This is a genomic window from Trinickia acidisoli, from assembly GCF_017315725.1.
In the GTDB taxonomy this organism is placed as follows: Bacteria; Pseudomonadota; Gammaproteobacteria; order Burkholderiales; family Burkholderiaceae; genus Trinickia; species Trinickia acidisoli.
The window spans coordinates 183,472-199,618 of sequence record NZ_JAFLRG010000002.1 but is presented as its reverse complement, the minus strand read 5'-3'; the positions used below and the strand labels follow the sequence as shown (position 1 = coordinate 199,618).

Genomic DNA, 16,147 nt, shown 5'->3' with positions numbered 1-16,147 from the left:
ATTGATGGAAATTCGTATCCAGCAAACCTGTCGGCGCGCAGGATGCCCGCGACGGGTTCAAGGTGCCGCCGCAAATGTTCGCCTTTGCGATCCGCAGTGAAGGCCATCCAGAGCACAGCGGGCTACGTCGATCCCGCCAAGCGCTCGTCGCGCACATAGCCCCACTTTCGCCCCGTGGCGGCTCGCTCTTGCCGGGCGCGAGCATCGGACAGGCATGTTGATGCGCTGTTCGGCTACACAACATCCGCTCGCCATAGCGTCGAATTCATCTTTATAAAAAGCGGCCTGGATATTGAAAACTCATCTTTTGAGGCTCGCCAATCCTTATTCGAAACTCAGCTAAGCGTATCGCTTATACATGGTTGGCTTCTGCGGTATCCGTAATTAAAGTCAATGTTCCGCTCCGGCACTGAGCGCTGATGCTCAGAGATAAAAGCGAACTAAAGCGGTTCGCTGATTCCGGATCGGTTCACGTCGGCGCTCGCGTGTGGTCTTGATGTAGCGGCACGACATATTGATGGATATCAGGCCTGTTCTCATGGCCCTCAACGGGTAACGCGGTGCGTGACCGACTTCAGAAAGTTCCGACGGCAAAGGATGACGACCTCAAGGCCGCCATTCGATCTGCGCTGGGCACGCCCGACGTACTGGCTCGCGCCTACAAGGTGCCTCCGGATAAGCAGGAATCGCTGTACGGTCAATACGATGCCGTCGTTGATGAGCTAGCCGCATGGTGTGCAGCCCAAGGCTTGGATTCTTCAGAAAAGATCAGGCAGTACTGCCGTAAAGCTTCACGGGCGGACTTCGGGCATACCTATCTCAATTTCCTGCGCGCCTGTTCTGCATCGTATGGCGCCGCTGGCATCCTGTTATGGGTTGGCTCTGTCATTGCCGGTCTGATATTCCCCCCGGCAATGGCGATCGTCATTCCCGGGCTCATCGCATTAGGGTTCTTCTGGAAATACGGGGTGCATGCGCTTTGTGCAGGCGCAGGCATCGGCACACAGATGAGCCGGTCCATCCGGCCCGACGGTACCTCGCGCTGCCGTTTCACGCTGGTGGCCCGGCCCAAAACCATGAAAGGTGCCTGGGGGCGGGAACTAGTCGCGCAGGCGCCTGGCACGACGGCATCGGTTGCTTTCACCGTCGCGCTGAAGCTTCTCCTGGGGTTCGTCCAGTCCGTGCCCGCGTGGCTCAGTTTCTTGGGTTCGCCGCTGATGACCGTCGTAGGGACAGCGTTTGCTCCACTAGCGTTCTGTCTACGCGATCTAATGGACAAACGCACCCATGCCCCCTTGTTTGGTGTCGCCGTCGATGCGAATGGCACGATGACCTTTGACTCCAGGCAAGCCGTCGCCAATCGGCAGCGACTTGACCAGCCCGCTGCTGTTCGAACGATGCGAACGATCGCCGATTTCGCGCACAGCTACAGGAAGAATTTCGCAAAATCTTTCCGGGACGAACAGTCCAAAGGAATGACCCGGCATAAGGCAATCGAATTTGTTTTCGGTGGACTGCCGATGTCTGTAGGCGCGCTCTCTGCTTTGGGCCTTTTGACGATAAACAGTTCGGCAGGTGTGTCAACGATTGTAAGTGCGGCCCGCTCGGCTGGCGTCTCCGCTACGACAGTCGCGTTGACCAATCCTCTTACCTCGTCGCGCGTATTGGACCATGCTGAAAGCAAGTTCACATCGAATCAGCGGGCAAAAAACCCTGCCCCGCGACGGGCCGATCCGGCTCGCACGGACAGCCGCCAACGGGCACGATAGCTAAGGCATACCGCGAAACGGTATGGTCCAGAAGCCGCAATTTCCCGTCATTCATGAAAACCATGTGTGAGGCAGATGTACGTTCACTGCGTCCATCCTTGCTCATGCTATTCGTAACACTAAAGTGGCGTTTCATGAGTTATTCGGCAAACCTTCGAAGCATGGCCAAACGCCCCACAAGAGCGATGGCACTGGCCCTATGCAGCGGACTCCTTGCATGCTCTCCGCTGACCAGCCATGCAGATTGCCTTGATGACGCCGCCAACTATTGGGGCATCCCGCCCACCCTCGCGCGCGCGATCGCAACATACGAATCAGGCATGCGAGCGGATGCAGTTGGCCGCAACAAAAACGGCACTCGCGACATCGGCCTGATGCAGATCAATTCGTCCTGGCTTCTGCGATTGAGCCGCTACGGCATCAAGGAAAGAGATCTGTTCAACGCGTGCATCAACGCCTATGTCGGAAATTGGATTTTGGCAAGCAATATTGCCCAACTCGGGCTGAATTGGAATGCCGTCGGTGCTTTTAATGCAGCAACGCCAGCAAAACGAGAAGCCTACGCCAGATCGATCTACCGCACGCTGTTAGGCATTCAGAGCTCGCCGTCACGCCTACTCAGATAGCGCAGCCGCGGCGCGAAAGCGACCCCTCCATCCCACCGATTCAATACCGATAGCAAGCGGCGCTCTGGCGTCAGCCCCACAACCACGACAATTCAGCACATGAGGGTTTTGTCGGATGCGGCACCGTGGGGGCTCCCGCCATCTGTGGGTCAGATGTACGCCTACCTCAATCACTCTTACTGTAACCGGCGATGTTTCGATGATTCAATCGCCCGATACGTAAAGAATCGCTGAAACACCGCTTGCTTGCTCAAAGCGATGAGCAAGAACGAGGCAAGAGGTGCGAGTCCGAACGGGAATCGCGTCAGCAACTGGCCGCCATACAACGCAGCCTTGATCGCGAAAGGTAAGTGAGATGTGGACCGAACACAGCATACGGATACCCACACCCAAGGCGGCCCTGCCTAGGCGTGGATGGTTCACCCTCGACCTCGGCATGGTATTGCAAACGCCGCTCGGGTTTCAGCAGATTGAGATTGCCTCATTGCCATCCCACGCGCTTCAAGACATTGCGATTGGTTCGCGCGCGCCCTCTTCGGCCGAGCTGTATCGCCAATCCAAACCGGTGATGCAAATCGTCTCCTCCATCGAACGTCAACCAAAACTTAAAGGGATGCAATGAGGAAGCTACTTTTCGCACTTTTGCTGGTGCCGCTCGCTTGCCGGGCCGAACTCGTCATCGAAGACGGACAACTCACCCCAGCGTACCCCTCTGAGGCATCCGCAGTTGCCCCGACGCCCGTGTCTGCACCCACGGCCGAGCCGGCTTATGTGCCTTCGACCGCCAGCGCGCCTGCGGCCGAATCTGCCGAGCCGAGTTCGGACACCAAATCCGTCTGGCAAGTCGAATTGACCGACAGCACGTTCCAAAAACTGTTCGACCGATGGGCGAAGTTGGCAGACTGGACGTTAGTGTGGGACGTCCCTCAGGACATCCCCGTGATCGGCCAGTACACGTTCTCGGGTAAGTTTACCGATGCCGTGTTCGCCGTTACTAATTCGACGAATGGCACCGATTTGCCAATCCACCCATGCTTTTACACCAACAACGTTGTGCGGATCGTTCCCGTGAGCGTCGTCTGCAATCCTGATAACAGCTAAATAAGGCCGATCATGAACGCGCTTCGTCTTGCACTCATCCCTGCTCTCGCGACGCTGTTGCTCTCGGGTTGTATCGACCCATCGATCTCGAAGGGTACGAAAACCTACGCCAATCAGCAGCTCGACATAGCTCAACAACTGGCGAGCCAAGTGACGCAGGAAACCGACAACGCGCGCGATGCGCGGCGTCGTAGCGCGTTCGTCAATTACCCCTATCTGGCAGGCAAAAGCGTCGCGCTCTCGCAGGTGGCCAATCTTCCGTTGGCACTGCGCGCGAATGTCAAAACCGCGCTCATGTTTCCCAACAAGCACGTTCGGCTCGCCGTTGCGGCAGAGCAGATTACGCTTGCAACAGGCATTCCCGTCGTGATTTCGCCCGACGTCTACCTGCCGCAAGCGGCCCTCTTGCCGCGCGCGCAAAAGCTCGATGACGATAACAAGTCAGGCGGCTCGCCAAACGCTATCCCGTCCGCCGCGATGACGAGTGCAGGCCGCATCGCGGCAGGCCCCCTGCCTTCTCTTACAAGCGCCGTGGGAGCGGATTATTCGGCCGCACCCTCGATCGACACCCCCGAAGACGTAGATGTTCAACGTGACGAAATGCCCCTTTCTCAGTCACTCGACTTGATCGCAAGCCGTCTGGGCGTGAACTGGTCGTACGACGCCAAGAAAGGTGTCATTCGCATTTATCGGATGGTGACGCAAACGTGGTCGATACCCGTCAAGCCGGCCAACATGGCTTACAACACGCAATTCGAGTCGAGTACCGCGCAATCGAACAACCCCAATGCCCTGAGCAATTCAGCCGACAAGAACGGGAATAAGGCCGAAGCTTCGAACATCAACGAAATGACTTCGATCCTCAATGACGTGCAGACCGTGATGACGCGCTCAGGATCGGTGTCCGGCAACGTCGCCGACGGCACGATCACGCTCACCGATACGAAAGATGCCGTTGACCGCGCGGCAGCCATCATCAAATTCCATCGCGCGATCCTGTCCAAACTCATTTCGTTTCATATTCGCGTCGTGCAGATTACGCGCAACAACGCTGGGCAGCTCGGCGTCGATTGGCAAGCACTGCTGACGAAGGCATTGCACAACATACCGGGCTTCGCGCTGAGCACGACGTCGCCGTTGACACTCACCACGAGTGCCGCCGGCTCGCTCGGCCTGAACATCACGTCTGGCCAGTTCAGCGGAACGCAAGCGGTCGTCAACGCGCTCTCGCAAATCGGCGACACGGTCAGTACCGACGACATCCCGATGCAAGTCCAGAACCGTCATAGCGGCTACTACGACAACGTTAATCAGTTTTCCTACGTTTCTGAGACGACCCCCGCGGCATCGACCGTCGGCGGCACGGGCGGTACGCCGGGTATCACGACGTCGATGGACTCCGTCGGCCTTAAGTTCCTCATTTATGGCGATGTGACTGACGACAACAACATCGCGATTACCGTTTCGATGGACAACTCAGCGTTGAATGGTCCGATTCAAACTTTCACGTCGGGTTCTGGGGCCAATCAACAGTCTGTTCAGGAAGTCAACAAGAACAAGTATGGTGCGTCAACCGACGGCATCGTACGCAACGGCGGCATTATCGTGCTCGCAGCTCATGACCATGCATTGATGCAGTACGCACGCAATGCGCTTGGCTACGAGGTTCCGATTATTGCTGGAGGTTCCGTCAACGCATCCGACGCACGCACAACTACGCTGTTTGTCATTAGCGCGTCGATCCGCGACATGGGTGCCGGCCAAGGTGACGACAACCGGGGTATCTGATCGTGAAGATCCTGGAGAAGAACGGCAAAAAGCTGGTTTTCGGGCTCGAGTGGCGCTTGCTTGTCAAAAGCGGATCGCCCGCTTCGCTCGCGACTCAGTATGCGCTGACCGCAAAAGCGCCACTGATGTGGCACGACGGAAAGAGTGCGTTTGCCGGCTTCATGCCCCCTGCAAACGATGGACGTACCCCGAGTAACGGGACGCATCTCTATGCTGCAGCCGTCGCATTCAGGCGCCTGCCCGGGCTACCGGCCAATGCCCTTCTCGTACTGAAGACAGCGGACAACAGCTTTGCGATGGTCGGCATCACCGGTGGTAGGCCGCGCCGCGGATTCGACCATGGCGGGCTCACCACCGACGAGGTTCGGCAATACTACGACCAGTTCGGCAATCTGTGCGGCGATGAAGGTTTTGCGTTTGTTGGCGATACCGACCTTCCGTTCATCGAACGAACCACGCCGTTCACACTCGATGAACTGGCTACGCTCGCCGACCCTTCGTGCTTGCTCAAGACGCCAAATCGAACACCCCTGTATAAGGCACTCATCTACGGCGCCGTATTTTGCGTCATCGGCGCCGTGCTCGGGCCGTGGTGGTGGCATACCTTCCATAAGGGCTCACAAGCGCAACAACCCGTCGACCCGACGCAACAATATCGGCGGCTGCTTGCCGCACACGAGAACGACCCGGTTGTCCCAGCAAACGATTATGCAAACTGGTACGCATGGGTTCGCTCGCTCTCGCCAATTTACGGCGGCTGGACACTCCAAAATGCTGAATGCTCCTTCCACAATAAGCAGTCGGGGCCGACGACATCGTATGTTCCGTGGGACGGGAGAGCACAGTGCGTCTTGACTTATAAACGTACCGAACGCGCTTTTGCAACGAATGAAACCTTCATGCGTGAAATTCCGACCGACTGGCGGAACGCTTCGTTCTACAACGTGAATCGCGATTCAATGCAGGTTTCGCTTCAGCCGAATCTATTGCGTCCGACACCATTACGCGCGCTGCTGAACGTATCAGGCGATGCGACGGATCGCGACGTGCATTTCATCTCACAGCTTCAGCAGGCTGACGCTCTAGCAGCATCGGCCGGAACGGGCAGGAATGCCCGCATCGGATCGCCGGCGCCATTGTTGACCATACCGGGTGGTGCCGGAGCGGTGTGCGGAGTGCCGACATGGTCGCGGGCAGGCTGGCATATCACTACACCGCTCCACTATGTCGAGTTGTTATCGCAATTCCCGCCATACACGACGATCACGAGCGCTGCAGTCACCATCAGCCAATCGCCCAATGCGAACGAAACCCCGTTCACTGCAGACGTAACCGGCGAAGTCATCACACGTAACGCAATTGTTGCATGCCCTACAAGGAGAGACGCACCGTGAACACTCGCCCCTTCGTGACCGCCGTGCTGATCCTGCTAGGTATCTCGCCCGTCGCGTATGCCGCTACGACGATTGCCCAGACTGGTACGGCCTCACCCACACAAGCTGCATCACCGCTTACCGTGCCGGAATCGACCACGGCACCTGCGGAATTGTCCATGCCGAATGGTCGACCAACGCTCGGTGATTGGGAAGATCTCGCCGAACGGGAAGCGTTCAAGGCGCAACTCGCCAAGCTGAACAGCGAGAGCGGCAAGTCGGGGCAGACCGCCCTTCCGCCGTTACCAGGGCAACTACAGGCGCCGGGCGCTCAGGGAACCGATTACTCGCCAAAGAAACCGCATCGAGCCAACGATTCTTGCAATGACATCGACACCGCATGTTTCTATGCCGTCTACGGCATGCATATCGACGGCGGCGACAACAATTATCACGGATTGCTGGCAATCGATGGTCTTGTTGAAGCGGTCTACAAAGGCAAGCATTTCGTCACGCCACATGGCCGATACACCGTCAGGGACATCTCGACGCATGAGTTGGCATACGCCGATGCACGAGGGCGTGTCCACACTGTGCCGTTCGCCGGTGAGGCCGATGTGCAAGCTGATCCCACAGAACTGAAGATCGAGCAAACGCAATTCGCTCAGCCGCCAACCGCGCTCAGTTTTCCTCGGAGGTAACCCTTCATGGCCTCGCTAATAGAACGGCTCAAGCACTTGGGCCGCAGGGCTCCGAGCTCACACCATGAAAGCGCCGTGCATGCGCTGTTGCCGCAAAAGCGCTTTGATTCAGTCGTCGTTCGTTCCGCGGACGCACGCGAAAACGAAATCTTCGGCGGCATCCAGGTCGCTCAAAGCGAAGTAGTTGCGGTTAGCGATCTGCCCAAGTTCACGCGCACAATCCAGAAAGACTTTGTGCTGGAAGAGCACAGACAAGAACTCTGCCCGATTCAGCTCGCGAGCGAAATGCAGGATGGCAAGCGCACGTTCGCCGTCGTCGTCATCCCGAAGGCACTGAGATCGGATATGACGGAAGTCGTCATCCAGGCGCTCAGCCGCGAATTCCAGCCAGCCTCTCCGTGCGTCTACATCGCCACCCAGAACGTGCTTTCCGAACTGGCGCTTCGCTCGCGCGATACACAGGGCGTCAAGGCGAATGAAGCGGAGCGCGACAGTGCATTGTGGAATCACTTCGCCAACTTCGTCATGTTCGGCATCGAACATGGTGCGTCGGACTTCCACATCCGGCTCAGGACCGACGCGGAATACTCGCAGATTAGCTTCCGCATGGACGGCAGCGTGGCACGTCCGCGGCGCTTCCGTGTGCTTACATCGCAGCTCGTCAACGTGATGGGCTATATGTACAGCTTTCACGGCAATTCGAATACATCCAACTACTTCAGTTTGTCTTTGCCCCTCGAATGTCAAATCGAGGAAACGATTGCCGGGATGCGGCTCGCGTTTCGCTGGGGGCAATTGCCCGTGCATGGTGGCCTGAAAATCGTTCTGCGGATGCAACGGCTCGACGATGAGGAGGCGTTTACGTCGCTTGGCCGCTGCAAGGGCGGTGCAGGCTTCACCTCGCATCAAGTGTCTATGTGGGAACGGAATTTATATTCCGCGGGCGGCGCGATTCTTTTGTCCGGCGTCGTGAACTCGGGCAAGAGCAAGACGGCTCATACCCTCCTGAGCATGTTGCCGGACGATGTGGAAGTCAACTCCGCCGAAGATCCGGTAGAAAATCCGCTTCGTCATCCGGGCGCCAACCAACACTCGACATCGCGCCGGCTCGGCGACGACACGGGCTCGGATACGTTCACGTCGTTCAAGCTCATGAATAAGCGGATGGACCCGGACGTGACGTGGATCGGAGAGCTGCGCGACCGCGACACCGCTAGTGCCTTTCGCGACTCCGTTCTCTCTGGGCAGCGTGTCATCGCAACGATCCACGCCCCGAACGCCCTCATGATCCCCGAACGTCTCGTATCGGAAGAATTTGGGCTAACACGTGAGCTCATTTCGCTGCCGGAATTTTTGAAGCTGCTCGTCTATCAAGCGCTGGTACCCAAGAACTGCCCGAAATGCGCGCTCGATCCCACGGCGATCGAAACAATGAAGCTTCTCGATAACATTCTTGCGTCGCACGGCCGGCACGATGCCGTGGTAATGCGGCTCGCACAAAAAGCCAACCGTGTAGCGTCTTCCGCCATCCTGCGCCGCATCGAGCGCCTTTTCCACATCGACGTCAAACACCTGCGTGTGCGAAACCCGCTTGGCTGTCAGCACTGCGCGCGCGAAGGCGTACCGGACCTCAACGGCTTGCGAGGCCGGCAGCTCGTCGCACAAATGGTCGAGCCGACCTACGACATGCTCGAAGCAATTCGCAGAGCTGACAACATCGGGCTTTACCGCCTCTATCGTTCGATGCGCGCCGCGGATTTCGACAACGAGAATACGGACGGCAAAACGCCAATGGAAATCGCGATGCTCAACGTCGCCGCCGGCGAGCTCTGTTTCTCCGAGGTTGAGCGACGCTTCCAATCCATCGACGCCTACGAGCATCAAATCAAGCAATTGGGAACGCGATCCGAACGATTCTTGGCTCCGGTGCGCACCAAGAACAGCGCTGCGCAGGAGCTGCGCGAACCCGCCGCATAGCGAAGTAGGCCGTGAGACCGTTCATTGATTCATTGCCTCATTGACGCGAGAAAGTGTTTATGTCCAATCTGATATCCATCGTCATGGCCCCGTTCACCGACCCACTTTATTGGGCCAAACGGGCGTTCCGGTCGGAGCGCGCGACCTTCTACAACGACCTTGCAGAGAACATGGAGGCCGAACCCGGCACGCGGATCACAACCTTTCTGAGCCGGTACGCGGAACGCTATCCCAAGGAGCCTATCGGCAAACTCTCCGCGCACTGGCTCAACGCATTTCGCGAAGAAGGATCGTTTTCCGAAGCGGTGCGCGGGACGGTTCCTGATGACGACATCGGTCCCATCGCTATTTCGGAAAGGGCTGGTGAACTGAAGACAGGCCTTTTTGCACTGTCCGAGGTTATCGCTGGCCTGGACCAAACCAAGGAGGCGATGGTGACGGTATTTTCATCCACCATACTTGTTTTCGTGGTGTTGCAATTCTATGTCGGCTTCTACTCGTTCTCGATCATTCCCAAGATCGAATCGGGTCTTCCGCATAACTTGTCGATCATGGACATCGGGCCCGTTGCATCGTTCATGCATACGCTCAGCTACAGCGTGCGGACTTTCTGGCCGCTGTGGTTTGCTTCGATCATCGCCTTCGTCGGAGTGTCACTTTGGGCCGTGCCTAACTACATCGGCCGCCTGCGGCCTTGGCTCGACCGCCATGTTCTTTATTTTCAGCTATATCGCGAGTTCCGTGCCGCGCAATTCCTGACCTCGCTCGCCACGATCACGCAGAACATCAACAACTCCGCTCTGCCGATTCCACAAGCGTTACAGCGAATGCATGCGGACGCAACCCCATGGGTGCGTTGGCATATCGAACGCATCCTCGTCAACATGGAAGAGAACTCCGATGGCAAGGGCGAGAACTTCGCGACCGGCATGGTCAGCAAGCAAATGGAATATCGCATGATCGACATTGCCCAATATGCGGACATGGCGGACATGCTGGATCAAGTGGGAAAGACGATCCTGAAACGCAGCCCGAAGGAAATGGAACGTCGTGCGCAACGCATTCAATTTATCTCTCGCGTCATCATGGTGAGCATCGTGTTCGGGATCTCGGCCGGGTTCTATTACCTTTCTTTTGAATTTCAAAACGCAGTTACCCTCAACGCGTACTCACGCTAAGGAGCAAAACCATGCAACAACATAATCATCAAGCCCAAGAGGCTAGCGCTCAAAGCGTCGACATGAACGACCAAACGTCGGATCGCACGACGCACCGGGCCAGTCATCTACAGCACGGCCGCCATGTCAATCGTCGCTCGATGCGTCGGCAAGCCGGTGCGACGACGGGCGAATACCTGTTTTGGTCATTGCTTGCCGCTGCCGTCCTCGCTATATCCGTTGCAACCTACTTGCGCGGAAACGAGCAAAGCAACTCTCAGGCGTTGATCAAGGATTTCACGGCGCTGGCGGCTGACGCCGGCCAAACCTTCCAGGGCAACTGGGCCACCTTCACTACCGTCAACGCCGACAGTGCAGGACTATTCAAGGGCTACACCTCGTGGAACGACTTGGGCGGCGGAAATATCCCTCTCACTGTCGGTGCGGCCGGTACGCTGACTGTTAGTCCTGGCACCCTCCAAGGCGCCGATGACTCCGGTGAATATACGCTCACGGGACTAGACCAGAACGAATGCAAAAACTTCACGACAGCTGTCCAAAACGCCTCCGGATCCGTGACTGTTAACGGCGTCCTGGTCAAGGGTCTTAACCAGGCATTCAGTCCGCAACTGATGAACTGTCTCGATGAAAACAATACCATCGTCGTCCTTCGCGCGTCGTAAGTCACAGTTGGCGAGTTTGTTAAGCATCGCGGATCGATGCGTGTTTTTTGTTTTTACGGGGAGAATCTGATATGCCCATGATTATCGATGCAATGCTCGCCATGAGCATAGGGGCGATCGCAATCGTTCAAGCCGACACGCAGGCAGTCCACGCAGCTGAGGCCGCCCAGGCGGCCGCAACCGGGCAATACATGTTCGAACTGCAACAAGCGGTGAACGAATACCTCACTGTGAACAGCGGCGCGATCGTGAACCAGCTAAATGGGGTGAACCCGCAAACAATAAAAAATCCGTCCCTCAATGCAATTACGCTTACCAACAACAATCCTCTAGCGCCGTTAGTCAGCGATCTACAAAACAACGGCTTTATGCCGGCTGGTTACACCCAAACGAATCCGTCGAATCTGACCTTCTCGGTATCGATCACGCCGGTCAATTGCAACGGCCTCGGCGCCAGCGGATGCCAGCTCCAGGCAGCTATCACCTCCAACAATCAATATCTGGTCAATGGCCAGGTTAGCAACAATATTCTTTCCTACGCGGTAATGGCAGCCGGGCTCAACGCTGCCCAGTCGGAAGTTGTCGGCAACAATAACATCGAGTTTGTGTCGTATGGCGGAGCGTGGACGGCAGCGGATCCGAACAACTTACCAGGCCAGTTGATGATAAAAGCAGGCAGCGGAACCATTGGGTATGTGGATACGACAATGTTCTACGAGCTCGATGGTTCGCGTGCGCTTCAAGGAGACATGAATGCGAACACCCATAACATCACGGATGTTGGCACGCTCAGCGCTACTACCGTCAATGCCTCCGGCAATGCGAGTGTAACCGGCACTGCCACGATTGGCAGCCTTTCCACCTTCGGCGACGCCGATATCGGAGGCAACGTCAATACTATCAACGGCGGCAGCGTTAACACTTTCGGTGGCGGTGTCAACACCTACGGCGGCACGGTCGACACCACCAACAACGGCACCGTTAACGGCACGGCCAACACAACCTTCGCAAACGTCTCGCAAAACTTAACCGTGGGAAGCATGGCAACCTTTAACGGCACGGTCCAGCTCCCAACATCCGCAGTGTCTGGCTTGGGCTGCGGTGGCCCTGGCCAAGTTGCAACCGACTCAAACGGCAACCTGCTCACATGCCAGAGCAACATCTGGCAAGCTGTTAGCGGCATCGTTGCCTCATCTAACAATTACGTGCAATTTTCCAATGGGTTGATTGAGGAGTGGGGATTTGTTCCTGGTGTTAACGATTGCAACTGCGGGATAACTAACAGAGAGATCGTTTTCAATCCGCCGTTCCCGAATAATGTTGACTCGTTGGTGCTCAGCGCTGAGTCCGAAGGTACTTACACTGATGTTCCATATGGTTACGTTTACGATACATCGCTTGCGATTGTTGGAACAAGGCCATCTCCCTCAGCAAACGTATCTGATTCCGGTTACCCAATGTACTGGGTTGCATTTGGGCATTGAAGAGGCACAGTGATATGACAAAACCACTCTCTGCTTCCCTTCATAGTTGATGCGATCTGACCTTGCCCCTGTTTGGTTTTTGTTCGGAAGGGTATGCAATCGACGGATTGGGGGCGGATAGAAAGATTGAATCGAGCTATCTGCCCCATGGGCTTTCGATACCTTACAAAACCAGACTGAAAACCGACGAAGCATTCCCGTGCCTCGCTTCGCTCAGCGAGCGCTTGGCCAAAGGCGACGGATCAGCCTAATCGTTGACAGCACTGGGATGAATTTCGATCGGACTAACGATTGGCGTCATCAGAAGTATGGCCACAACGCGAGCCGCATGCCCTAGGGCAAGGTTCATCTGTCGATCGATCCGGACATGAATATGCACGCGATCGCGGTGACCGAGAACGACGTCCCGGATGAAGCTGCCATGGGGAGCGTGTTGGCAGTCAAAGCGAGCGTCGACTGCGTGATCACCAACAACGCGTGCTACAACATCGCGCAAGCTGCGGCGTGCTGCCGGTGATTCCACCACCTCGAATGCCATTGTTCGCAACCAGCTGACCACACGTTGGCACGATCAGATCATGGGCTACATTAAGGAGAAAGGCATCCATGCGTTTCAGAACAAATACGGCTGTGTCAAGCGCGCCCTGGGCGAGGCGCAGATCTCGCGGACCAAGCGTTATATTGGCGCGCGGCTCCTGAAGCCTCGCCTCACAGTAGCGCGAGGGCGTGATTATCGCGAATCTCGCGAACCTGTGGAACAGCTTCGGCAAGGCCGTTTGCGTCAAGATTATATAGTTGCGTCCGCAACTAATTGAACGCACACCCTTCCGAACAAAGCCGCGCTTCAACTACACGTCGAAGACTTTGTTCGAGAGCATTCGCACCCGATTGGGCGGAATCCTATCGAGCAGCACGGGGCGTCACGACCGGTGTGCGTGGCGATGGCGCAGCGCTCCCAGGCCTCGCAGCCCCCGGTGGCTGTCCCGCCTTCGTTGTCACGGGATCGTTGCAGTCGTGGGCAAAAAAGCCGACGTCTGCGTCTCCTGCTTCCAAAGCCCGACGCAACTCAGGGGTCTGCTGATATATGACAGTCGGGTACGACCCTATTTTATACGTAGAGCGATCAATTTTGTGTATCTCATCTACCGGCACCACTCGCACTTTCGGCCCACAATCATCACTGCGTCCGCCAAGCTCAGTCCCGGTACCGAACGGAGGACGGGAGACGACCAAGGAGGGACCTGGGTCCTGGCTGACACCCTCTTCCCATTGCGCCCCCTCGATCTGTCCATGGCACGCGGGCACCTTGCTGGGGACGCCCCGGGGGCTTGTGTCGCCGGCACACAGCCCAGCCCCTACGGAAGGCTGCACCGCAGCCGCCCCAGCCGAGGCGACCGCTGTAGTCAAGCTCTCAGCACCCTGAGGAGAATGCCATTCCGTCTGCGGCGCGCAATCGCTCGCACAACCCACGTTGTGCGGCCCCATCATCGCGGTGTTCCAAGCAGCACAAGGTACGGGCGCCGCAGGCGCATAGCCTGGATTAGGCCAAGCTCCGTAAAAGCTGTCTTGCTCGGGGGCGGCGTTCCAAGCAGCACAAGGTACGGGCGCCGCAGGCGCATAGCCTGGATTAGGCCAAGCTCCGTAAAAGCTGTCTTGCTCGGGGGCGGCGTTCCAAGCAGCACAAGGTACGGGCGCCGCAGGCGCATAGCCTGGATTAGGCCAAGCTCCGTAAAAGCTGTCTTGCTCGGGGGCGGCGTTCCAAGCAGCACAAGGTACGGGCGCCGCAGGCGCATAGCCTGGATTAGGCCAAGCTCCGTAAAAGCTGTCTTGCTCGGGGGCGGCGTTCCAAGCAGCACAAGGTACGGGCGCCGCAGGCGCATAGCCTGGATTAGGCCAAGCTCCGTAAAAGCTGTCTTGCTCGGGGGCGGCGTTCCAAGCAGCACAAGGTACGGGCGCCGCAGGCGCATAGCCTGGATTGCTAGCGACTAGAGAAGGCCAAGCTCCACAAAAAGCGGCGCATGCCAGGTCGTATGACCCAACATAAGAAGGCCACTGCTGGGTCGACCACTGATTCGATAAAAATTCCTGGTTCGCCCACAACAATGCGCCACCGTAATCCCCGTTGTCGATACGAGACGAATAATTCGCGCTTAGCCCACATCCGTAGTTAACTGTCGACCCCATAGGACAAAGCTCCTCAGCAACTCTCGAGTGCGCTAGTTCTCACTTTGGACTTACTTGTTAGTGTATGCGCGCGTCATCAACGTATGCCATACCGATTGTTGAACTAGCTTTCGGCGTCTTTCGTTCGACAAGCGGCAACCTGGCCTCGTCTTGCCCCTACCGCGCCCAGACTTCGCGCGCGGCGCAAGGTGGTTCTAGCCCCAAAGCCCCCGGCGTCAGACTAGCTGTCGTGTCGTCTGAATCTTAGACGAGGTCCGGGGGCGGTAGAATCGGCATGAATGAAAGCCTACTCAGCAGAACGAAAAGAAGCCCTGGTGCGTCGTATGATGCCGCCGGAAAATGTGCCGGTATCCGCGCTAGCGCGAGAAACGGGAATCACCGAACAAACGTTGTACGTGTGGCGCCGCGAGGCGAAAGGAAAGGGATTGGCCGTGCCGGGCGACGGGAAGAATGCCGAAGGATGGTCTTCGGAAGACAAGTTTGCCGTTGTATTGGAAACTGCCCCGCTGAACGCAGCGGAGCTGGCCGAGTATTGCCGGCGCAAGGGCCTGTATCCCGAGCAGATCACCGCATGGCGGGCCTCGTGTGTGGCCGCCAACGCCAATGCTGCCGAGCAGGCGCGCGAGCAACGTCAACAGTCCAAAGAAGACAAGCAGCGCATCAAGCAACTCGAGAAGGAGTTGCATCGCAAGGAGAAGGCGCTGGCGGAAGCAGCGGCGCTGCTTGTACTTCGAAAAAAAGTCCAGGCGATCTGGGGAGAACAAGAGGACGACTGATCAACGTCCCGGATCGCCTGTTATGCATATCGTTGATTCGCGAGGCGGTGGGCTCGGGTTGCCGCTTGCACAAGGCGTGCGCAGAGCTGGGCCTGAGTGCGCGCACGTTCCAGCGCTGGGTTGGTGACGGCGACGCTGCACGCGCCGACGGCCGCAGCACGGCCAATCGGCCGGAGCCGCGTAACAAGTTGAGCGAGGCCGAGCGGCGGCAGATTCTGGAGGTGGCCAATAGCGCCGAGTTCGCGAGCTTGCCGCCCAGTCAGATCGTGCCGAGTCTCGCCGACCGCGGCGTGTACCTCGCGTCGGAATCGAGCTTTTACCGTGTGTTGCGCGACGCTTCGCAGCAGCACCGCCGAGGCCGTGCGCGCCAACCTTCTCGACATGTGGTCACCAGTCATTGCGCGAAGGCGCCGAATCAACTGTGGTCTTGGGACATCACCTGGAGTACGCCCAGCCAGCGTAGCCCGCCCGTATGGGGGTGAAGCTGCTTGAGCATGTTTGGAATGCAGTACCCGGAGGAGTCGACGT

The 16,147-nt window shown here is 57.4% G+C and carries 13 protein-coding genes and 1 pseudogene; all 14 read left to right on the top strand.

Annotated elements, in window-relative coordinates; all coding sequences use genetic code 11:
* Positions 1-560: 560 nt before the first annotated feature.
* Complete coding sequence (locus J3485_RS19490; protein WP_206955998.1) at positions 561-1,769, top strand: hypothetical protein; 1,209 nt, start codon at positions 561-563, stop codon at positions 1,767-1,769.
* Positions 1,770-1,903: 134 nt separating this feature from the next.
* A complete protein-coding gene (locus J3485_RS19485; protein WP_309477056.1) occupies positions 1,904-2,395 on the top strand; it encodes a lytic transglycosylase domain-containing protein in 492 nt (163 codons plus the stop codon).
* Positions 2,396-2,750: 355 nt separating this feature from the next.
* Entirely contained in the window at positions 2,751-3,017 is a 267-nt protein-coding gene (locus J3485_RS19480) for a hypothetical protein (protein WP_206955997.1), read from the top strand.
* Positions 3,014-3,496, top strand: coding sequence for a toxin co-regulated pilus biosynthesis Q family protein (locus J3485_RS19475; protein WP_206955996.1), 483 nt, complete (start codon positions 3,014-3,016; stop codon positions 3,494-3,496). Before J3485_RS19480 ends, J3485_RS19475 begins: the two co-directional genes overlap by 4 nt.
* 12 nt (positions 3,497-3,508) lie before the next feature.
* Positions 3,509-5,284 (top strand): hypothetical protein, encoded by a 1,776-nt coding sequence (locus J3485_RS19470; protein ID WP_206955995.1) that lies wholly within the window; start codon positions 3,509-3,511, stop codon positions 5,282-5,284.
* A gap of 2 nt (positions 5,285-5,286) precedes the next feature.
* Positions 5,287-6,678, top strand: coding sequence for a type IV pilus inner membrane component PilO (locus tag J3485_RS19465; protein WP_206955994.1), 1,392 nt, complete (start codon positions 5,287-5,289; stop codon positions 6,676-6,678).
* Positions 6,651-7,358 carry a hypothetical protein gene (locus J3485_RS19460; RefSeq protein ID WP_206955993.1) on the top strand — a complete coding sequence of 236 codons (708 nt, stop codon included), beginning with the start codon at positions 6,651-6,653 and terminating at the stop codon, positions 7,356-7,358. The genes J3485_RS19465 and J3485_RS19460 overlap by 28 nt, the downstream gene beginning before the upstream one ends.
* Before the next feature lie 6 nt (positions 7,359-7,364).
* The gene (locus J3485_RS19455; protein ID WP_206955992.1) at positions 7,365-9,335 is read left to right on the top strand and encodes an ATPase, T2SS/T4P/T4SS family; all 1,971 of its coding nucleotides are present in this window, start codon (positions 7,365-7,367) and stop codon (positions 9,333-9,335) included.
* A 59-nt stretch (positions 9,336-9,394) separates the two neighbouring features.
* On the top strand, positions 9,395-10,513 hold the full coding sequence (locus J3485_RS19450) for a type II secretion system F family protein (protein WP_206955991.1): 1,119 nt from the start codon (positions 9,395-9,397) through the stop codon (positions 10,511-10,513).
* 11 nt (positions 10,514-10,524) lie between these two features.
* The gene (locus J3485_RS19445; protein ID WP_206955990.1) at positions 10,525-11,175 is read left to right on the top strand and encodes a hypothetical protein; all 651 of its coding nucleotides are present in this window, start codon (positions 10,525-10,527) and stop codon (positions 11,173-11,175) included.
* A gap of 71 nt (positions 11,176-11,246) precedes the next feature.
* Positions 11,247-12,659: a hypothetical protein gene (locus tag J3485_RS19440; protein ID WP_206955989.1), complete on the top strand. Its 1,413-nt coding sequence runs from the start codon at positions 11,247-11,249 to the stop codon at positions 12,657-12,659.
* Positions 12,660-13,026: 367 nt separating this feature from the next.
* Positions 13,027-13,176: a hypothetical protein gene (locus tag J3485_RS19435; RefSeq protein ID WP_206955988.1), complete on the top strand. Its 150-nt coding sequence runs from the start codon at positions 13,027-13,029 to the stop codon at positions 13,174-13,176.
* A gap of 61 nt (positions 13,177-13,237) precedes the next feature.
* Complete coding sequence (locus J3485_RS19430) at positions 13,238-13,474, top strand: hypothetical protein (protein ID WP_242538852.1); 237 nt, start codon at positions 13,238-13,240, stop codon at positions 13,472-13,474.
* Between the two features lie 1,647 nt (positions 13,475-15,121).
* Positions 15,122-16,062, top strand: a pseudogene (locus J3485_RS29020) (transposase); the annotation flags it as partial.
* Positions 16,063-16,147: the final 85 nt, after the last annotated feature.